At 65.1% G+C, this 18,798-nt stretch carries 16 protein-coding genes and 2 tRNA genes; 6 read left to right on the top strand and 12 right to left on the bottom strand.

Translation table 11 applies throughout. From position 1 onward, the window contains the following. The first annotated feature begins 64 nt into the window (after nt 1-64). From DESPIGER_RS11615 to DESPIGER_RS11605, 3 genes are all read left to right on the top strand, one after another. Nucleotides 65-1,498 carry a tripartite tricarboxylate transporter permease gene (locus DESPIGER_RS11615; RefSeq protein WP_231927576.1) on the top strand — a complete coding sequence of 478 codons (1,434 nt, stop codon included), beginning with the start codon at nt 65-67 and terminating at the stop codon, nt 1,496-1,498. 78 nt (nt 1,499-1,576) lie between these two features. Beyond that, on the top strand, nt 1,577-2,791 hold the full coding sequence (locus tag DESPIGER_RS11610; protein WP_072337144.1) for a mandelate racemase/muconate lactonizing enzyme family protein: 1,215 nt from the start codon (nt 1,577-1,579) through the stop codon (nt 2,789-2,791). Between the two features lie 60 nt (nt 2,792-2,851). Next, nucleotides 2,852-4,174 carry a hypothetical protein gene (locus DESPIGER_RS11605; protein WP_072337142.1) on the top strand — a complete coding sequence of 441 codons (1,323 nt, stop codon included), beginning with the start codon at nt 2,852-2,854 and terminating at the stop codon, nt 4,172-4,174. 216 nt (nt 4,175-4,390) lie between these two features. Here the strand turns inward: DESPIGER_RS11605 and grdA are convergent, their stop codons facing one another. The 10 genes from grdA to DESPIGER_RS13435 all read right to left on the bottom strand — a co-directional run bounded on the left by grdA (nt 4,391) and on the right by DESPIGER_RS13435 (nt 13,509). Then, a complete protein-coding gene (gene grdA, locus DESPIGER_RS11600) occupies nt 4,391-4,867 on the bottom strand; it encodes a glycine/sarcosine/betaine reductase complex selenoprotein A (protein ID WP_083575395.1) in 477 nt (158 codons plus the stop codon). Nucleotides 4,868-4,931: 64 nt separating this feature from the next. Beyond that, a complete protein-coding gene (locus DESPIGER_RS11590; protein ID WP_072337136.1) occupies nt 4,932-5,249 on the bottom strand; it encodes a thioredoxin family protein in 318 nt (105 codons plus the stop codon). A gap of 37 nt (nt 5,250-5,286) precedes the next feature. Further along, entirely contained in the window at nt 5,287-6,447 is a 1,161-nt protein-coding gene (grdD, locus tag DESPIGER_RS11585) for a glycine/sarcosine/betaine reductase complex component C subunit alpha (protein ID WP_072337134.1), read from the bottom strand. 9 nt (nt 6,448-6,456) lie between these two features. Then, nucleotides 6,457-7,992, bottom strand: coding sequence for a glycine/sarcosine/betaine reductase complex component C subunit beta (gene grdC, locus DESPIGER_RS11580; RefSeq protein WP_072337132.1), 1,536 nt, complete (start codon nt 7,990-7,992; stop codon nt 6,457-6,459). Nucleotides 7,993-8,061: 69 nt separating this feature from the next. Next, nucleotides 8,062-8,979, bottom strand: coding sequence for a thioredoxin-disulfide reductase (gene trxB, locus DESPIGER_RS11575; RefSeq protein WP_072337130.1), 918 nt, complete (start codon nt 8,977-8,979; stop codon nt 8,062-8,064). A gap of 112 nt (nt 8,980-9,091) precedes the next feature. Continuing rightward, nucleotides 9,092-10,327 carry an SLC13 family permease gene (locus DESPIGER_RS11570; RefSeq protein ID WP_072337128.1) on the bottom strand — a complete coding sequence of 412 codons (1,236 nt, stop codon included), beginning with the start codon at nt 10,325-10,327 and terminating at the stop codon, nt 9,092-9,094. A gap of 24 nt (nt 10,328-10,351) precedes the next feature. Continuing rightward, nucleotides 10,352-11,656 carry a glycine/betaine/sarcosine/D-proline family reductase selenoprotein B gene (locus DESPIGER_RS11560; RefSeq protein ID WP_083575394.1) on the bottom strand — a complete coding sequence of 435 codons (1,305 nt, stop codon included), beginning with the start codon at nt 11,654-11,656 and terminating at the stop codon, nt 10,352-10,354. A 72-nt stretch (nt 11,657-11,728) separates the two neighbouring features. Beyond that, the gene (locus DESPIGER_RS11555) at nt 11,729-12,979 is read right to left on the bottom strand and encodes a glycine/sarcosine/betaine reductase component B subunit (RefSeq protein WP_072337122.1); all 1,251 of its coding nucleotides are present in this window, start codon (nt 12,977-12,979) and stop codon (nt 11,729-11,731) included. Between the two features lie 68 nt (nt 12,980-13,047). Next, the gene (locus tag DESPIGER_RS11550) at nt 13,048-13,365 is read right to left on the bottom strand and encodes a hypothetical protein (protein WP_072337120.1); all 318 of its coding nucleotides are present in this window, start codon (nt 13,363-13,365) and stop codon (nt 13,048-13,050) included. Nucleotides 13,366-13,380: 15 nt separating this feature from the next. Further along, nucleotides 13,381-13,509, bottom strand: a complete 129-nt coding sequence (locus DESPIGER_RS13435) for a hypothetical protein (RefSeq protein ID WP_269456891.1) — start codon at nt 13,507-13,509, stop codon at nt 13,381-13,383. Nucleotides 13,510-13,883: 374 nt separating this feature from the next. On the opposite strand from DESPIGER_RS13435, the gene DESPIGER_RS11545 reads away from it, so the two are divergent. Continuing rightward, the gene (locus DESPIGER_RS11545) at nt 13,884-15,617 is read left to right on the top strand and encodes a sigma 54-interacting transcriptional regulator (RefSeq protein WP_162273864.1); all 1,734 of its coding nucleotides are present in this window, start codon (nt 13,884-13,886) and stop codon (nt 15,615-15,617) included. A gap of 274 nt (nt 15,618-15,891) precedes the next feature. Here DESPIGER_RS11545 and DESPIGER_RS11540 read toward each other — a convergent pair. Continuing rightward, a tRNA-Pro gene (locus DESPIGER_RS11540) sits at nt 15,892-15,968 on the bottom strand. Nucleotides 15,969-16,379: 411 nt separating this feature from the next. After that, nucleotides 16,380-16,455, bottom strand: a tRNA-His gene (locus tag DESPIGER_RS11535). 215 nt (nt 16,456-16,670) lie between these two features. Between DESPIGER_RS11535 and murA the strand changes: the two genes are divergently transcribed. Beyond that, entirely contained in the window at nt 16,671-17,921 is a 1,251-nt protein-coding gene (gene murA, locus DESPIGER_RS11530; RefSeq protein ID WP_072337116.1) for a UDP-N-acetylglucosamine 1-carboxyvinyltransferase, read from the top strand. Between the two features lie 22 nt (nt 17,922-17,943). Then, nucleotides 17,944-18,699, top strand: a complete 756-nt coding sequence (locus tag DESPIGER_RS11525) for a BON domain-containing protein (protein ID WP_072337114.1) — start codon at nt 17,944-17,946, stop codon at nt 18,697-18,699. Nucleotides 18,700-18,798 lie beyond the last annotated feature (99 nt).

Raw genomic sequence — 18,798 nt, 5'->3', positions numbered from 1 at the left:
ACAAGGAGCTGCTATGCTTTCACAATTAGGCGCAATCATAGGCAACTTTGATTTGTTTACCATCATGCTGATGGTTTGCGGGGTTTTCGGCGGCCTGATCATCGGCGCTCTTCCCGGACTGACGTCCACCATGGCCGTGGCCCTGCTGGTGCCCATCACCTACGGCATGGACGTGAACCACGGCCTGATCCTGCTGGTGTCCGTCTATATCGGCGGCATCGCCGGCGGCCTGGTCTCGGCCTCGCTGCTGAACATCCCCGGCACGCCCGCCAGCGTGGCCACCACCTTCGACGCCTACCCCATGGCCAAGAAAGGTCTGGCCGGCAAGGCCCTGTCCTACGGCGTCTTTTCGGCCTTCCTGGGCGGCATCTTTTCCTTCTTCTGCCTGGTGCTCCTGGCGCCCCCGCTGAGCACCTTTGCCCTGGACTTCGGCCCCTGTGAATATTTCTCGCTCGTCCTGTTCACCCTGAGCTGCATCGTCTCCATTTCCCACAAGTCGCTGATCAAGGGTTTCATCTCCGCCGCGCTGGGCCTGCTGCTTTCCTGCGTGGGCCTGAGCGAGACCGACGGCATGCCGCGCTTCGACTTCGGCATCGCCGACCTCCAGTCCGGCTTCAGCGTCATGCCGGTGCTCATCGGCATGTTCGCCGTCTCGCAGATCCTGATCGAGGTCCGCAGCATCCGCGAGCCGTACACCATCATGAACGCCACCTTCACGCAGCGTGAATTCTGGCGCGTGGCCCTGGACGTGTTCCGGCACTGGAAGAACGTCATCCGCTCCGCCCTGATCGGTACGGGCATCGGCATCCTGCCCGGCGTGGGCCCCGGCCTGTCCAACATCGTGGCCTACTCCCAGGCCAAGGCCGCCTCCAAGGAACCCGAGACCTTCGGTACCGGCAACCCCAACGGCATCATCGCCTCGGAAGTGGCCAGCTGCGCTTCCACCGGCGGCGCCATGATCCCGCTGCTGACGCTGGGCATCCCCGGCGACGCCACCACCATGATGATGCTCGGCGCCTTCATGCTGCAGGGCCTGCAGCCCGGCCCCCTGCTGATGCGCGACAATCCCGAGCTGATCATGATCATCTACCTGGCCTTCTTCATCAGCGTCATCCTCATGCTGCTGATGCTCATCTACGGCATCCGCCTCATGGTGAAGGCCCTGAGCCTGCCGCGCGAGATCCTCTTCCCCATCATCGTGATGCTCTGCGTCATCGGCTGCTACGCCCTCAACAGCAGCATGTTCGACGTCTGGGTCTTCTTCGGCATGGGCATCCTGGGCACGGTCATGGCGGCGCTCAACTTCCCGCTCCTGCCGCTGGTGCTGGGCCTCATGCTGGGCCGCATGGCGGAAAGCCAGCTGCGCATCAGCATCACGCTGGGCCACGGGACGCCCGCGGCCTTCCTGGACAGCCCCATCGCCCTGTTCTTTATCGCCATCTCCATCCTGTCCGTTGCCTATTCGCTCTACAACATGCGCAAGAAGGCCGCGAAGTAACAGGCAAGGGCCTGTTTTCGAAACGATTTTGAACCGTACACGCGCCCTCCGGTCACGGTACGCATAAAGGAGAACATCATGAAGATCGTCAGCGTCGACGTCATGCAGGTGCCCAGCGGCAACGCCGGGGCATCCCGCGGCGACTGGTCCCCCGTCATCGTACGCATCAACACCGATGAAGGCATCAGCGGTTTCGGCGAAGTCGGCCTTGCCTACGGCAAGGGCTGGCGCGCCGGCCTGGGCATGGTGCAGGACTTCGCCGAGGTCATCATCGGCGAAGATCCCATGAACATCGAGCAGATCTGGGAGACCATCTTCCGCAAGACCTTCTGGGGCATGGGCGGCGGTACCGTGGTCTATGCCGGCATGAGCGGCATCGACATCGCCCTGTGGGACATCAAGGGCAAGGCCCTGAACCAGCCCGTATGGCAGCTGCTGGGCGGCAAGACCAACGACAACCTGCGCGTCTACGCCAGCCAGCTGCAGTTCAACTGGGGCACCAGGCTGGACAAGCAGAAACTCATCACCCCCGAAGAGTACGCGGAGGTCACCCGCGTGGCCATGGCCGACGGCTATGACGCCATCAAGGTGGATCCCATCATCTTCAGTGACCGGCCTGACGGCAAGGGCCCCTGGAAGATCACCGGCCCGCTGGAGCACAAGGTCATCAAGACCGTCTATGACCGTGTGGCGGCCATGCGCGAAGCCGGCGGCGACGATCTGGACATCATCATCGAGAACCACTCCAACACCGACACCACCTCGGCCATCCAGATGGGCAAGGCCCTGGAGGACCTGCGCATCTTCTACTTCGAGGAGCCCTGCCACCCGCTCAACGTCCAGAACATGGTGGAAGTGAAGAACAGGGTGAACATCCCCATCGCCTCCGGTGAACGCATCTACACCCGCTACGGCTACCGGCCCTTCTTCGAGTCCCGCGCCCTGCAGGTCATCCAGCCCGACATCTGCCTGTGCGGCGGCATCACCGAAGCCAAGAAGATCTGCGACATGGGCCATGCCTATGACTGCGCCGTGCAGATCCACGTCTGCGGCAGCCCCATCTCCAAGGCGGCCGCCCTGCAGATCGAGGCCGTCATCCCCAACTTCCTCATCCACGAGCACCATCAGCGGGCCCTGAACCCCGAAAGCCGCGAGACCTGCCTCTATGACTACCAGCCGGTCAACGGCCGCTACGCCATCCCGGACAAGCCCGGCATCGGCCAGGAACTGACACCCGAGACCATCAAAAAGTGCAACATCATCACCGTGACCCGTTCCAAGAAGTACATGTAAGCCCGCAGGGGACAGGGGGCCAGGCCTCCTGTCCCCTCCTTTTCCCCTGAGGTCGTTCCCATGGACAGCAGCATCGCCACCTTCAGACCGCGCAGCTTCAGGCTCGTCTCTCCCGTCACCATCCCCGCCTTCACCGGCGTCCGGCTGCGCCCCCCGTCCGCACCGGCCTGTGCCGCTGTCGAGCGCCTGGCGCAGGCAAAGGTCATGGGCTCCCCATCCCTGCGGGCCCTGCCTGCCGGGGCCCGTGTGGCCGTAGCCGTGGGCAGCCGGGGCATCGACAGGCTCCCCCTGCTGGTGCGCGGCTGCATCACGGCCCTGCGCGGTATGGGGCTCCGGCCGTTCATCGTGCCGGCCATGGGCAGCCACGGCGGCGCCGACGCCGAAGGACAGCGCATGCTGCTGCGTCACCTGGGCGTCACGGAGGAGAGCACCGGGGCCCCGGTCGTCTCCTCCCTGGAGACGGTGGACCTGGGCTGCGCGGCTCCCGGCGTGGCCTGCCACATCTCCCGCGACGCCTTTGAAGCCGATGCCATCGTGACCGTGGTCAGGGTCAAGGCGCACACCAATTTCACGTCGGACATCGAAAGCGGCCTGTGCAAGATGCTCACCGTGGGCCTCGGCAAGGACCTGGGGGCCAAAAACGCCCATATCTTCGGCCGCAGGGGACTGGTGGACCACATCCCCCTGCTGGCCGAACACATCATCGCCCATGCGCCCGTGGCCTTCGGGCTGGCCGTGGTGGAAAACGCCGAAAGCCGCATCTGCCTCGTGGAAGGCGTCGAAGCCGCGGACATGCCCAGGGCCGACCGGGAGCTGCTGGTCAGGGCCAAGGAGCTCAAGGCCGTGCTGCCCTTCGAACAGCTGGACATGCTGGTGGTGATGGAGATCGGCAAGGACATCAGCGGCACCGGCATGGATTCCAAGGTCGTGGGGCGGACAGGCTTCGGCGAGCCCTACGGACATCCCTTCATCAACACCATCGCGGCCCTGCGGGTGACGGCCGCCTCCGGCGGCAACGGCATCGGCATCGGCATCGCGGACGTGACCACCACCGAGACCCTCAACGGCCTGGACCTGGAAGCCATGTGGATCAACGCCCTCACCTCCTGCTGCATGGACCGGGTCAAGCTGCCCCCGGCCTTTGCCAGCGAGCGGGAGGCCATCCAGGCCGGTCTGAAGATCTGCTGGCAGCCCCGGACGGAACGGGTGCGGGCAGCCGTCATCCGCTCCACGCGCCACCTCGGCCATCTCCTCCTGACACGCCCCCTGCTGGAGGAACTGCGCACGACCCGTCCCGACATGCTGGACGGCATCTGGCAGGAGGAACGCCCGCTGGCCTTCGACAGCACGGGGCATCTGGACATTTCCTGGCCCGGCGCCTGACCGGCCCTTGCGCCCTCTCCGAACGCGGCTCTTTCCCGCGCCCGGCAGCCGTAACGGCAGGCAGGCGTCCCGCTCCCGGACGGCCCGGCGTGTCTCCCCACCCCCATCCGCCGGACTGCCCGTCGCCGCCTGCCGGATACGAAACGGCCCCGGAACATCCGTTCCGGGGCCGTGCCCTGTCCACGGGCCGCCGGGCGGCCTCCCGCCCGTTCCGTGTTACAGGGTCACCTTGCTGTGGGCTTCACGCATCTTGCGCACGGCTGCTGCCAGCGCATCGCCATTGAGCACCATCTCCATCATGCCTATCTGTTCTTCCCACTTCCGGGGATCGGCCTCGGCCTTCATCTCGGGTTCCAGCACATGATAGACACAGAGCCCCAACGGGGCTCCTGCCAGGGGTCCGGCGAAGGTGGGGTCGCCCAGGGTCACGGTCTCGGCATAGATCTCGGCCCCTTCGGGGTCCGAAGAACCAAGAACGACGACCAGGTCTTCCACACCGTACTTCTCAGCCGCGTCCTTGACGCGCTGCTGATTCTCCAGATCCATGGCACCGGCGGCGGTTCAAACGAAACATTCGGTGGCGGAGAAGAGCACCTCTGCGCCCGAACCGGCGAACACATCTGCCATGGCCGGGCCGGGGATGCCGTCCCGCTCACCCAGCAGCAGAAGCTTCTTGCCCTTGAGCTTGCTCATGATGTTACCTCAATATGGTTGTATGTGGTGATCGCATGACAGTCGCACATCACGACGGCGGCGTTCACAGCAGTTTGCCGGCCTCTTCCCTGATGGCCTCGATGGAGACGCCCTCCCCCGTCAGGCGGGCCACGTTCTCGCCGCCCTTGTAGAACAGGATGGTGGGGACGGCCATGACGCGCAGCCCTATCACCAGGCGGCGGTTCTCGGCCACGTTGAGCTTGCAGAACCTGACGCGGCCCTCGAACTCTCCGGCCAGCTTCTCCACTTCCGGCATCAGGGCCAGGCAGGGCCCGCACTGCGGCCCCCAGAGATCCACGACGCAGGGCATAGGGCTTTGCAGGACTTCAGCCTCGAAATTTTCCTTGTTCACGCTGATCATGGGTTCACCTCGTCTCGTGATCGACAGAATGATGTGTTTACAGATGGCCCGCGGCCGTGAGGAGCTGCCGCGCGGCCTCCCGGCTGCGGGCGGGCAGTTTGATGACAGGCCCCGTGCAGCCCATGGCGGCCTCGGCATAGATGCCGTTCCGCCACAGACAGTGGACGGCGGCCTCAAGATCCAGCACGTCGATGCCGTGCAGTTCCGCATCGGTGGGGACGGCCGCCGGAGGGACGGCCTCCTCCGGCACGGGGGCGGGCGCCAGGGCGGCCAGCTCCGCTTCCAGGCCCGCGGCAGCGGCAAGGCGGAGCTCCTCCCGGATCTTCCCGGGTAGGTCTGCCCGTACCGCCCGGGCCGTGTAGCGCAGCGCCCCGGCGATGACCGGCGCTCCCGACGCTCTGGAAACGATGCTGATGACCTTGTCCCAGCCTTCGCCCACGGAAGGGCCGTAGCCCCAGCCGCAGGTCTCGCGGGCCCCCCCGGACGTGAAGGACGCAAAGACCTTCATGAGGGCATTGCCGGTCAGGGTATCCGTGACGCAGACGTCCACGGCCCCGCACAGCAGGTCGTTGCCGCGCAGCAGGGCACCGCCGTCCCGGCGGACGCTCTCCCCGAGCCGCACGGGATAGCCCTTGTCCACCATGTGCGACAGGGCGCGGACCACCTGGGGGGCCGCCTCCAGGTTCAGCACCCCCAGCACCGGCAGGGAGAGGCCCAGGGCCCTGGCCACACCGGCACCGAGGACGGCGTTGCGGAGCATGGCACCGGCCCGCCGGGGAGCGCTCATGCCGGTGCTGGACGCCATGAACATGGGGCGGCCGCTGGCGGGACAGGTCATGCGGCCTATGGTGGTCACGCCCATGGGGAAAGGATAATGCAGGGCCACGGCGCCCTCGATCCTGCCCTCGGCGAGGAGGGCATCCATGACGGCCGCGGCGGCATCGCCGCTGTTTTCCGTCTCCTGCCAGTCCAGGCCGTCGGGCAGCGGGCCTTCCGGCAGCGGGCCCAGACCCGTGATGCGCAGGGCGGGGTCGGCTTCCATGGCGTCCCGGGCCGCGCACAGGAATTCCTGGAGGGGCAGCTCGCTGCCGGCGGCCATCAGGCCCAGGCGGCAGGGCTTTTTCCCGCAGCGGGCCCGCATGACGACCTCTTCAAGGGCCTTGCCGATGGCGGCACGCGTGTTGTCTTGCCTAGCCATAGGGGCCTCCTATGCCTTCTGGAGGGTGACAGCCAGCTCTTCCAGGGCGTCCAGCAGGACATCCAGCACCTCGTCTTTGCCGGGAGCGCCGTTGCCCGCCGCCCTGTCGCCGGGCTGCTCCATGATGAAGGAGGCCCCGTCGGCCAGATTGGTCAGGCGCCCCAGGAAAAGGCTCCCCTTGCCGATGATCATGGCCCGGCGCAGCGTACCGGCCCTGAAGGCCTCCAGGGCATGGCCCACATAGGGGACGCCGGAGGGGATGTGCCCCTGGGTGGCGACGAAGCCCGGCATGCCCCGCTCCGCCACGAAGCGGCCCAGGTCCTCGCGGGCGAGCTGGCCCTTCATGACGGCCAGGGCGGCGATCATCTTGTAGTTGGCTTCGGGCACGTTGCCCGCGCCCGCCGGGAAGGTGATCTCGGCGTTGTGCAGCTCGGGCGCGTACTTGTCCACATCGGTGAGCGCGAGGCCCGCCCGGGCGAGGGGCTCGAAGGTCAGGGCGGCGGTGATGGCCTGCGGCGCGGCGCCGGCGGCCACGGAATGCTTGCCCAGGCAGTCCAGGCGGATGACCGGACATGTGCCGTCATCAGGGGTGAGCAGCAGGGCGAAACTGCCGATGCAGTTCTCCAGCGGCACGGCTCCCTTCCTGATGTGGTCCCGGGCGTTCATGTACAGCTTGGGCAGCGAACCGCCGCTGATGACGGCCACATTGGCCCGTGTGCCGCTGGCCACCATGCTGGCGGCGGCGATGACCGAAGCCACGGGACCGGCACAGAAGCCCCGGATGTCGAAGCCGCTGGCATTGCCGCAGCCGCAGATCTCGGCAACGGCCTTGGCCATGTTGCCGCCGCCGCGCTGCAGGGCGTCGCCCACGGCTTCTTCCGAACATTCCACAACAAAATCTATGTCGCCGGGCGCGAGGCCGGCATTCCTCAGCAGATGGAGCAGGGCCAGCACGCCGCTGGCCTTGCAGGCCAGGTTCTCCAGCATGATGCCGGCGGACAGGTTCTCGTCCGTGTCATGGGCACGACGGCAGCAGCCCGCGACCCGGCCTTCATGGTAGAGCGGCAGGGCCTGGTGCTGTTCCACCATATCCGCGATCTCCGCCGCCGGATGGCCCTTTTCCAGCCGCCCCAGCTGTTCCGGCCCCAGCACGGGATCCCGGGCAAGACGCTGGGCGACCCGGGCGGCGAAACCTTCTTCCAGCCAGATGAGGTCGAAGACATCACAGATGTCCATGAGCCCGAGCAGTTCGTCCTCGGGCATGATCTCGCCGAACTTCCCGAAGCGGGCGGGCTCGCAGGGATGTTCCGTCCAGGGACGGGGCGCCGCCTGCAGCTCATCGATGCTCATGGCACCGATATAGGTCTTGTTGGGCGCGTAGGCCTGCGCCTGTCCATAGGTCTGTGCCTGCGCCTCCAGCGCCTGCAAAAAGCCCGGATCACGCCCGGAGCGGCGTTCCTGGGCCGGCGTCCCGCCATAGTGCAGCGCCAGCTCGGGAGCAAAATTCAGGCAATAGGCCGTGGCCCTGATGCCGACAGTATTCATGGTGCCTTCCTTGTTTCCGTTCCCGTTGGGAAGTTTGCGACAGTGCCGTCCCTGCGGGCGGCAGGCGGATCAGCCGTGCAGATACCCATAGGCGGCCATGGCGGCCCGGGCCCCGTCCCCCGCCGCGGTGATCACCTGCCGCAACGGGGTGTCCCGCACATCGCCCGCGGCAAAGATGCCGGGGACGGACGTGCGCATGCTCTCGTCCGTGACGATCCAGCCGCCTTCCTTCGTTCGCAGCAGGCCTTCCTCCAGAAATTCCGTATGGGGCAGCGTGCCGATGAAGATGAAGACCCCGCTGACGGGGATGCGGCGCTGCTCGCCGCTCCTGACGTTCCTGACCAGGATCCTTTCGACGACATCGCTGCCCTCGATGGCTTCGAGCACGCTGTCCATGACCGGGACGATCCGGGGATTGGCCAGTGCCCGCTCCACAGCGAGGCTGTCTGCCCGGAACGTGTCGCGCCGGTGGACGAGGTAGACCCTGGAGGCGAAACCGGTCAGATACACGGCCTCCTCCACGGCGGTATTGCCGCCACCGATGACGGCGACTTCCAGGCCTTCAAAAAAAGCGGCGTCGCATACGGCACAATAGGATACGCCGAGCCCGGTATACCTGCCCTCACCGGGGCAGCCCTGCCTGCGGAAACCGGCCCCGCTGGCGATGATGACGGCCCGTGCCGTGATCCGGCTGCCGTCCTTGAGTTCGATGATCCTGTCAGCGCCGCAACAGGACAGCTTCTGCACGGAACCGGTCATGAACCGGGGCGCGAAGCTCAGGGCATGGGCCCGGAGCGCCTCGGCAAGGGACGCCCCGGTGGCTTCGGGAAGACCGGGATAGTTCTCGATCCTGCTGGTCGTCAGTATCTGCCCGCCGGGGCGCCCCTTTTCCAGGACGAGGGTCCCGATGCCCGCACGCCTGGCGTAGATGGCGGCCGAAAGCCCGGCAGGGCCCGCGCCGATGATGACAAGCTCGTGTTTTTCCATGAAAGCCTCACTGGTTTGCTGGTCGTGCCGGGCAGGTCGGAGGAGATGCCGTGCCCGGCACGACCGTGGGGAGGAGGTGGAGGAGCATGGCGCGGGCAGACCCGCGCAGGGGTCACAACAGGAAGGTGAGGAACGGCATGACCAGCGTCAGTGCCAGGACCCACCACAGCAGATGCCGGAAGGTCTTGTCGTAATCTTCCGCCTCGGAGAGGATGAGCGCCCCGCCGATGTGGAAGGGGCTGGCGCACATGACCACCAGGCAGGCCGACAGGACACCCAGGGATATGCTGTTGGCCAGGACGGCCGTGGAACCGGCCATGGACTTCACGGCCACCGGGATGACCAGGCCAAGGACAGCGATGGACGAGGACTCGAAGTTGGCCAGGATGGTGCCCACGATGGCGACGCTGAAACGCACGAGCGAGGGATCTTCCATGCCGGCAAGGTAGTCACCGATGACCCGCAGCACGCCCAGCTTTTCCAGCAGGCCCACATAGATGAGGACGCCGGCGATCATGATGGCGATGCCCCAGGGGAGCTTGCTCAGGGCGGCCTTGGACTTGATGCGGAAGGCGATCTGCAGGACCATGCCGATGGTGAAGGCGGTCAGGCCCACGTCATACTTGAGGAGCGCCAGCACGATGAACAGGATCATGCCGATGAAGGAACAGATCTGGTACGGCGTCAGGGGCCCGGTGGCCTCCTGCCCTTCTTCCCCGGCACGGCGCTGCTGCGCGGGGCGGCGGATGAGCTCCATGCCGCCGAAGACGAAGAAGGCGACCACGGCCACGGCGATGGCGACCACGCCCTGCGAGAGGAAAAGCCAGGTCGGGTCGATGGGGATGCCCGCATGCGCGGCCTGCTCGGCCACGAGGTTGCCCCAGGGATTGAACAGGGTGAAGCCGCCCACGCACGAGCCCTGGATCAGGATGATCCCCATCATGGTCGGGCTGATGCGCTCACGCTTGGCGATCTCCAGGGCCACCGGCACGGTGATGGCGAAGGCCGCGGCCGGCAGGGCGCCCACGGCGCAGATGAGGGCCGCCAGCACATGGATGATCCAGGGCAGGAGGTAGACCCGGCCCCTGGCCAGGGCCACGGCCTTTTTGACGATGATGCCCGCAAAGCCGCTCTCCTGCACATGGTTCCACAGGTACATGACCCCCAGCACCAGCAGGACGAGCTTGGCCGGGAAGGCGGCGTACAGTTCCTTGAGGGGCAGGCCGGTGAACAGGGCCAGCAGGAAGCTGGCCGGGATCATGATCAGGCCGAGATTGATGTGCTGCCAGAGGCTCAGGCCGAAGACGAAGGCGAGCCAGACCAGGGCGTATATTTGCAGAGTAGTCATGGGATCCCCCACAAAAGTTGCTGGTTATGGATGGCCGGGACCGGGAGCCGGCTGGCTGATGGCCTGCAGGGCCTTCAGGACGAGGCTCCGGCGCAGCTTCTTTTCCGCGACGGCATCAAGGGAAGGGTTGCCCACCGGGAAGGGTATCCCCTCCCCGGGGACAATGCGGGGAACGCCGATGGAGGCAGCGATGGAAGTGATGGTGCAGATCTGGGCGGTAGGGATGCCCATGCGTTCGATTTCCTTGGTGATCGTTGCGCCGCAACGAGTACCGGTGCCTCAGGTGGAGGTGAGGATGACCCCCTGTACGTTGTCCGCCTTCAGGGCGGCCGCGATGGCCTTCCCGAATTCCTTGCTGTTGTTGTAGGAGGTGCCGTTGCCCGTGGTGGTGAAGCAGTAGTCCGCCAGCTCGCCGATGACGCCCTCGGCCACCAGCTCGCGGCAGACATCAAGGGGCAGCAGCCTGCAGGGATCGGCATTGACGAAGGCGTTGTTGTAGCCGCCGTGGACGGTCTGGAACGATTCCGGGGCAAGGGTCTGGAGCCCTTCCAGCGACAGCCGCAGGTACTTGCTGGCCCGGGAGGATTCCAGGCCGTCCGGGTTCCCCCTGGGCACCAGCCCGCCTTCGGTGACCAGGGCGATGCGTGCCCTGGCGGGATCGGCCAGGGGCGCTGCCGGAACCACTTCATCGAAGACCGGCATGGGCAGCTCCGTGCCCGCCTCTTCGTCCTTGCCGTCAAGCACGGCAAGCAGCATGTCCACGGCGCGCACGGCCCCGGTCCTGTCGCTCCAGATGTTCCGGCGATGCCCGGTGGGCAGGTAGCCTTCCACCGCGGCGGGGCCGACGGGGACGCCCGTGGCGATCTTCCTGGCCAGGGCGCTCATGGCGGTCACGGCCTGGCGCATGCCCGCCACGGAATTGGCGGTCCTGATGATGAGCGCCTTGTCCCGGTAGAGTTCGGCCCCGGGGTTCTCCGGGTACATGCCCGTGATGACCGGGATGTGCAGCTCCGCCGCCACGGCCGCGCACACGGCGCCGCATGCCGGGCCATACCGTCCGGCATTGAAGGCCGGGCCGGCGAGGAACAGGTCGGGCTTCTCTTCGCGGATGAAGCCCATGATGGTCTCGATGGCCTGTTCCTGGTTGCCCGCGATGTAGTTGTCACCGCAGATGATGGTGGCCGAGACCGTGGCGATGTCCTTGAGCTGCGCGGCAAAAGCCATGGCGGGGCCGACGGGCTCATGCCTGACGAGCGGAGGGATGTCCGCCTTGTCTTCTCCCCCTATCTGCCCGAAGAACTGGTTGAGATAGTGGACGATCTTTATCATGGCGTTCTCTCAGTGGGTTGAAGGGTTGCCTTGAAAAAGGCCGGGAGCCGTGGAGCGCGTCTCCCCGAGGCCTCAGAATGCCGTGGCGGAAAGCCTGTAGGCCCCCAGCTGGTTCGTGGCCGTGTACATCCGGCCCAGCGCCGTGGAGAACGGCCGGGAGGCGTCCGGCACCCTGAGCAGGCAGTCCCCTCCCAGCACCGTGGCCATGCCGGGCAGGTCGATGATCTGGTCGTTGTTCCCCGTGCTGACGACATGACGGGCCAGGGGCGTGGTGTCCACCAGCGAGGGCTGGTCCCCCTCGGGGCCGGCCAGCTCATTGATGAGCATCACCGACGGGATGCCCTGGGCAGCGCAGGCCCGGGTGCAGAACATGAGGTCGGAGTCGGCGTGGCCGCCGCCTTCCTGGGTCATGACGACGCCCTCGGCGCCCACCTGCCGGGCCAGCTTGGCGGCGAACTCGGCCGTACGCCGCTTGTCGAAAAGCGTGCTGTGCTCGTTGGCGATGACCACACCGGCAAAATCCAGCGTCTTGCCGTGGCGGGCATAGAGCTCCCGGATGACGGGATTGTTGAGGTGCAGATAGGTGGGGTTCTTCTGGCAGGCGATGATGTAGTTGCCGCTGATGATGGCGCCATCCAGCACTTCGTTGGGATGGAGCAGCGTGGGCAGGAGGCTGGTGACGTCCTTGCCGTAAAGGAAGGTGTTGCGCAGCGGGCCCTGCGATTGCAGGTAATAGATGTAGACGACCTTGCGCAGGCGGGCATCCGCGGGCGCGTCCGTGCTGAAGGTCTGCACGCTCCCCGGCTGCTGCCCCCGTGCCGTCCGCCCCAGATACAGGGCGGCTGCCAGCAGGGACTTGCGCGTGGCGGCGTCGAAATCACCGTTGCCGGCATTGGGGTCTGCCGGCGTGCAGCGCAGGACGACATTGCAGAGCGAGCTGAACAGCGAATACGCCGCGCCGGGCCCGGACATGTCGATGATGCCTTCCTGTATGCCCTGGCGCCTGCCCGTCTGCATGACGCTGACGCCCCGGAGGACGCGGGTGCGACCTGTGCCGGCGAGCCGCATGGGCGAGAACATGCCCGGATAGGGGCTTTCCTCATCCGCTTCCTTGCAGCGCGGCTGCATGACATCCATGATGTTGATGATGCGTACGGGCTCACCGGGGCGGGCTATGTCTATCTGCACGTCGGCGAAAAATCCGTCCGGGTCGATGGCCCGGGCCATCTCCTCCCTGTTGATGGTGAGCACTGCCCCTTCCAGGGCCGTCTTTTCACCAAATACGACATTCTGAACAGGAAAATCCAACAATTCCAATTCCATCACAGACTCCTTTACCAAAATGCACAGTCATGTTCACGTGACGCATGCATGAACGATCCTCGTATATGTCACCCATTTTTCTTGCGGATATCATGCATCCGCTGGCAGATGGCCTCCTTGTCCAGCCGGTGGATGGCGGGCAGGATGTATTTTTCGAATGCCCGGGGAGAAAAAAAGGCCGCGGCCTCAGGCTCCACGATATGCATCACCCTGAGCCGCAACGGCTTCCCCGTCAGCGGTCCCGAAAGGGAGGGGTCCCCGGTGGAGACCGTTTCCGCCTGGATCTGGCTGCTTTCCGCATCCGGGCAGCCGATAAGGACACACAGGTTGGTATGGTTGCCATGTTCGATGACCCTGGCCAGCTTCCATTGATCTTCCAGATCCATAGCGCCTGCGGTCATTCAAACGAAAAACTGGTTGATGGCGTAGATCACGGTATGGCCACTTTCCTCCAGCGCGGAACACAGGGCCCCGGAGGAGACCCCGTCCATGGCTCCGATCACTATGAATTGAGGGCTGGTGTCTTCCATGACAGCTCCTTGCGTTTGTGATTTAAATAGCAAGAGCCATGCCACGGAAAATATCCAATAATATCAAGTTGATATTGAATAAGCTAACCAATATTGTCTCAATTTTGAGATGGCAAAAACTATTGATCGAAAAAATTGTGTTATATCGGTATGTTATATATTCATTTCAGAGACAGTTTTTTCGCGGATATGAAACATTCTGCCCCGCCGGACAGGACGGAATTTTTTGTTTGTCATCACAGACAACTATGCAATAATCCGCCAAGGCGTACTGCCCCGGGAGGGAGCCCCGCGGATGCCCCGGCATGGCCGGGCCCTGGATCAGGGATGGCGTCCCGCCGGGCCGATGATGCTGTTTGCGGATGGTGACGGCCATGCATGAAACTGTTCCTCGTCATGTCGCTTTGCGGAAAAGCGCTCTGCTTGACCATCTTTCCGAAGCCATACTTGCCGTCTCCCGCAAGGGAGATATCTTCCCCGTCAACAATGCCGGGCTGAAGCTCCTTGCGCTGACCGGAAGATCCGTCAAGAAGCTGAAGGAGATCCTGTTTTCCGAGCTTTCCCTGCCCAGGGTCCTTGAGGCGGGGGATGCCACGGAGATCCGGCTGCGCAAGCTGAACATCGCCGACCACACCTATCTCATCGACTCCTTTTTCGACGGGGCAGATCTCGTCCTCCTTCTCTCGGACATCACCGACGTCAAGAAGATGGCCGAAGACCTCAGCCAGCAGTTCACGCATCTGCTGCGCTTCAAGATGTCCATGCAGTGCATCACCGACGGCATCGTCATCACCGATGCCTTCGAGCGCGTCGTCTTCATGAACGCGACCATGCACGACATCCTCTCGTCGCAGCACAAAAAATACGAGGTCAGGACCCTGAAGGATCTTGAACTGCTGCTGGGGATCTTTTCCGAGAACGAAGAGGGGGCGTCCCTGCCGGAATCCTTCTGCAGGGACGAAAAGACAGGCCGGACCTTCCTGGCCGAAAAAAGAAAGCTCATGCTGGCAGGGGAGCGGCTGCACGGCTTCCTCATCTGTTTTTCCGCCGTCTCGGCCCTGGACGGGCAGCCCCTGAAAAGCAGCCTGAAAACAGCCCCCGCGCCGCTTGGGGACCCGCACTGCCCGCCCGCCGCGAACAGGCGGAAGGCGGAAAAGACCTCCATCCAGTCTTTCGTCGGCCAGAGCAAATCCGTCCTGCGCATCAAGGCCATCATCAAAAAGGTGGCGCCCTCCTCCTCGACCGTGCTCCTGCAGAGCGAAAGCGGCACGGGCAAGGAGCTGCTGGCCCGCTCGCTCCACGAACTCAGCGAAAGGGCCGGCGGCCCGTTCATCAAGCTCAACTGCGCCAGCCTGCCGGAATCCCTGCTGGAAGCCGAAGTGTTCGGCTATGATTCCGGCGCGTTCACCGGGGCCAAGAAAAGCGGGAACCCCGGCCTGTTCGAACAGGCGCATACCGGGACCATCTTTCTTGACGAACTGGGCGAGATGTCCCTTTCCCTTCAGGCCAAGCTGCTGCGCATCATCCAGGAACGCGAGGTGCAGCGCATCGGCGGGCAAAGCTCCAAGCAGCTCGACGTACGCATCGTCGCCGCAACGAACAGGGACCTGCTCCAGCTGGTCAAGCAGGGCCGCTTCCGCAGCGACCTGCTGTTCCGGCTGAACGTCGTCTCCATCACCATCCCGCCGCTGCGCGAGCGGAAAGAAGACATCAAGTCGCTCATCATTTATTTTTTGCGGCTCTATGCGCAGGTGTTCAAAAAAAATATCAGCGGCGTCTCCAAGGAAGTCTACTATCTGTTCATGAATTACGACTGGCCCGGCAATGTCCGGGAACTGGGCAACATCATCGAATACGCGTTCAACATCATCGACGGCAACATCATCGAAAGCCGCCATCTTCCCCAATACCTCCTGGACGCCTCGACCGCCCCTTCCGGCGGCTCCCGGACACTGGACGACATGGTGGCGGACTACGCGTTCAAGACGGTCATGGACAGCCTGGAGCAGCACAAGGGCAACAAGGCCCTTGCCGCGCTTTCGCTCGGCATCTCCCGCGCGAAACTCTACCGCATCATCGCCGGGCGCAAGAAGCCGGCCGGCCTCTAGCCCGGCATGGCCCGCCCGCTGCCGTGGCGGCCGCCCCCGCGGGAAACCCCTGCCGCAAGCAGGGGGGACGGCCTTGCCGCATCCCTCTTTCCCCGCGCCGGAACGGCCTCCCGCACCGGTCCCCCGGGCCCTCCCGCCGGAAAAGGCACCCGCACGGATGCGGGAAAGGCATGCGGCGGGGGCCCAACGTCCGCGGACGGCCCGCGGGCCTGATCCCATCGGCAAAAAAAAAGAGGCCACACCACATCCTGTGGTATGACCTCGTGATTTTTTATGGTCGGAGCGACTGGATTCGAACCAGCGACCCCCTGCTCCCAAAGCAGGTGCGCTACCATGCTGCGCCACGCTCCGTGACGGAATGTTTTGTACGCAAAAGGCCCTGCTTTGGCAAGGGCGGCCCGTCCAGAGGCCGCAAGGGCCCCTGGCTGCCCTGGGGAAAAAGGCCGACTCCTGCGGGAAAAGGACCTCGGGCTTTTCCCGCACGCCGGGCAGTTGCCGGCCGCGGACAGGGGCCCATCCATAGACAAGGACCGGAAGGGACGGGCAGGAGGGATCCGTCCCTTTCCGTCAGCGCCGGAAAAGGACCGTCAGGGGCGCTGCTCCCCTGCGGACGCGGCACATCCCCTTCCGTGCACACAGCCCCAAAGCGGGACCTGTCCTCCTCCCGGCTCGGGTTTCAGTACGGGGCCGCTGATGGCCTGTAGCCCGTAAGCTGGCGGCAGAAAAAGAAAAACCCCGCTCGAAAGCGGGGGGATTTTCTTATGGGGCGAAAGATGGGACTTGAACCCACGGCCACCTGGGCCACAACCAGGTGCTCTACCAACTGAGCTACTTCCGCCGTGACGAAGACGTGTATACGCACATCGCGGGAAATATGCAAGCAAAAATTTGCAATTCTCTTTCTGGATTTTTTTTAGAAAAAAAACTAGCATCCCATACCGGCTCAAAACACCTGTTTTGCCGGACCACGGGCCGTCCCCGGCGGGGACAGGACTGTGCCGCAACCCCCAGCATGCGCCGTGGCCCCGGGCCGCAGGCCGCACGAGGATCCTGATGGACAAGCTCATTATCGAAGGCGGTACGCCGCTCAAAGGGACCATAGATATCAGCGGCTCCAAGAATGCCGCCCTGCCCATTCTTTTTGCCGGCATCCTGCTGGACGCGCCCCTGGTCTACACCAACGTGCCCGACCTGCGCGACATCCATACCACCATCAAGCTCCTGAACGTGCTGGGCTGCACCTGCGGCTACAGCGGGCACCGCGTGGAGCTGGCGCCCGGCAGCCTGCTGCCCGAGGCCCCCTATGATCTGGTGCGCACCATGCGGGCCTCGGTGCTCTGCCTGGGCCCGCTGCTGGCCCGCATCGGCCAGGCCCGCGTGGCCCTGCCCGGCGGCTGCGCCATCGGCGCGCGTCCGGTGGACCAGCACCTGAAGGGCCTGGAGCTCATGGGCGCCACCTTCGAGCTGGAAGAAGGCTACATCATGGGCCATTGCGACAGGCTGCGCGGCGCCCACATCACCTTCGACATGCCCACCGTGGGCGGCACGGAGAACCTGCTCATGGCCGCCGTGCTGGCCGACGGCGAGACCACGCTGGAAAACGCGGCCCGCGAGCCCGAGGTGGTGGACCTGGCCAATTTCCTCATCTCCTGCGGCGCGCGGATCGAGGGCCACGGCAGCAGCACCATCCGCATCAGGGGCGTCAGCAGCCTGCGCGGCACGGAATACGCCATCATGGCCGACCGCATCGAGGCCGGCACCTTTCTGGTGGCGGCAGGCATCACCGGCGGCGAGCTGCTGCTCAAAAACTGCCCCTTCACCGAGCTGGAATCCGTTATCGCCAAGCTGGAAAGCATGGGCCTGGCCATCGAACAGCGCCCCGAAGGCGTGCTGGCCCGCTACCAGGGCGTGCTGCGCGGCGCGGACGTGAAGACCCGCCCCTACCCCGGCTTTCCCACCGACATGCAGGCCCAGATCATGGCCCTGATGTGCCTGGCCGAAGGCTCCAGCATGGTGGAGGAAAGCATCTTCGAGAACCGCTTCATGCATGTGCTGGAGCTGGTGCGCATGGGCGCGGACATCAGGATCTCCGGCCATACGGCCATGGTGCGCGGCGTCAGCCGTCTGACCGGCGCGCCGGTCATGGCCTCGGACCTGCGCGCCAGCGCCTCGCTGGTGCTGGCCGGTCTGGCCGCCCGCGGCACGACCCACGTGCAGCGCATCTACCATCTGGACCGCGGCTACGAACGCATCGAGAACAAACTCAACGCCGTGGGCGCCCGCATCCGGCGTGAAAAGGAATAGCGCTCCGGCGCAAGGAGGATCCATGCGTTACTTCGTCCCCCTGCTGCTCCTCTGCTGCCTCACGCTCAGCAGCGGTTGCGGCATGCTGTACGGCGTCTACGACGACCAGCGCCTGGGCGGCACCATCAGCGATGACAAGGAGATCTCCCTGGGCATCAAGTCCGACCTCATGGACGCCAACCTTTCCCAGGGCTGGGGCATCAAGGTCTACTGCTATTACGGCCACGTCTTCCTGGTGGGCGAGGCCCCCGAGAAGATGCGCTCCCAGGCCATCCGCATCGCCCGCCGCCACAAGGGCGTGCGCTCCGTCACCTCGCACTGGTTCACTCCGGCCAAGAGCGATACCGGCGACTTCGTCCTGGCCACCAAGCTGCGCACGGAACTCATCGGCACCTCGGGCCTGAGCTCCACCCGCATCGATACGGAAGTCAATGCCGGACGCGTGGTGCTGCTGGGCGTGGTCAAGGATGAGGCCGAACGCAAGCTGGCCATCCGTGCCGCGCGCCAGGTGGAGGGCGTCAAGCAGGTCATCAGCTATCTGATGCTGCCCCAGAAGCAGGCCGACATGCCCGTGCCCAGGGGCCAGGTGGTGCCCGGCGCGGGCCAGGGCACGCAACCGGCGGCCACGCCCGCCGCGGCTCCTTCCACGGCACCGGCCGCCCAGCCGGCGGCCCAGAACGTGCCCACCATGCCGCCGGCCAACTCCTCGCACAAGCTGACCCCGCCCACGGCACCGCCCCCGCCGCCGGTAGGTGAGGAGGCCGCCGGGGCCGTCTAACCCAAACTCCCCAGGATCTTCGGGGCCACGCCCCGACATGAACGATCTTCCTTCATACGAAGGGCCCGCTCCAGGGATGGAACGGGCCCTTTCCTTTCA

Source organism: Desulfovibrio piger, from assembly GCF_900116045.1.
Taxonomy (GTDB): domain Bacteria; phylum Desulfobacterota; class Desulfovibrionia; order Desulfovibrionales; family Desulfovibrionaceae; genus Desulfovibrio; species Desulfovibrio piger_A.
This window is presented reverse-complemented; position numbering and strand designations above follow the sequence as displayed.

Coding starts and splice junctions, on each gene's coding strand:
- DESPIGER_RS11615 (WP_231927576.1), top strand. CDS start 65: ATGCTGATGGTTTGCGGGGTTTTCGGCGGCCTGATCATCGGCGCTCTT.
- DESPIGER_RS11610 (WP_072337144.1), top strand. CDS start 1,577: ATGAAGATCGTCAGCGTCGACGTCATGCAGGTGCCCAGCGGCAACGCC.
- DESPIGER_RS11605 (WP_072337142.1), top strand. CDS start 2,852: ATGGACAGCAGCATCGCCACCTTCAGACCGCGCAGCTTCAGGCTCGTC.
- DESPIGER_RS11590 (WP_072337136.1), bottom strand. CDS start 5,249: ATGATCAGCGTGAACAAGGAAAATTTCGAGGCTGAAGTCCTGCAAAGC.
- grdD (WP_072337134.1), bottom strand. CDS start 6,447: ATGGCTAGGCAAGACAACACGCGTGCCGCCATCGGCAAGGCCCTTGAA.
- grdC (WP_072337132.1), bottom strand. CDS start 7,992: ATGAATACTGTCGGCATCAGGGCCACGGCCTATTGCCTGAATTTTGCT.
- trxB (WP_072337130.1), bottom strand. CDS start 8,979: ATGGAAAAACACGAGCTTGTCATCATCGGCGCGGGCCCTGCCGGGCTT.
- DESPIGER_RS11570 (WP_072337128.1), bottom strand. CDS start 10,327: ATGACTACTCTGCAAATATACGCCCTGGTCTGGCTCGCCTTCGTCTTC.
- DESPIGER_RS11555 (WP_072337122.1), bottom strand. CDS start 12,979: ATGGAATTGGAATTGTTGGATTTTCCTGTTCAGAATGTCGTATTTGGT.
- DESPIGER_RS11550 (WP_072337120.1), bottom strand. CDS start 13,365: ATGGATCTGGAAGATCAATGGAAGCTGGCCAGGGTCATCGAACATGGC.
- DESPIGER_RS13435 (WP_269456891.1), bottom strand. CDS start 13,509: ATGGAAGACACCAGCCCTCAATTCATAGTGATCGGAGCCATGGACGGG.
- DESPIGER_RS11545 (WP_162273864.1), top strand. CDS start 13,884: ATGCATGAAACTGTTCCTCGTCATGTCGCTTTGCGGAAAAGCGCTCTG.
- murA (WP_072337116.1), top strand. CDS start 16,671: ATGGACAAGCTCATTATCGAAGGCGGTACGCCGCTCAAAGGGACCATA.
- DESPIGER_RS11525 (WP_072337114.1), top strand. CDS start 17,944: ATGCGTTACTTCGTCCCCCTGCTGCTCCTCTGCTGCCTCACGCTCAGC.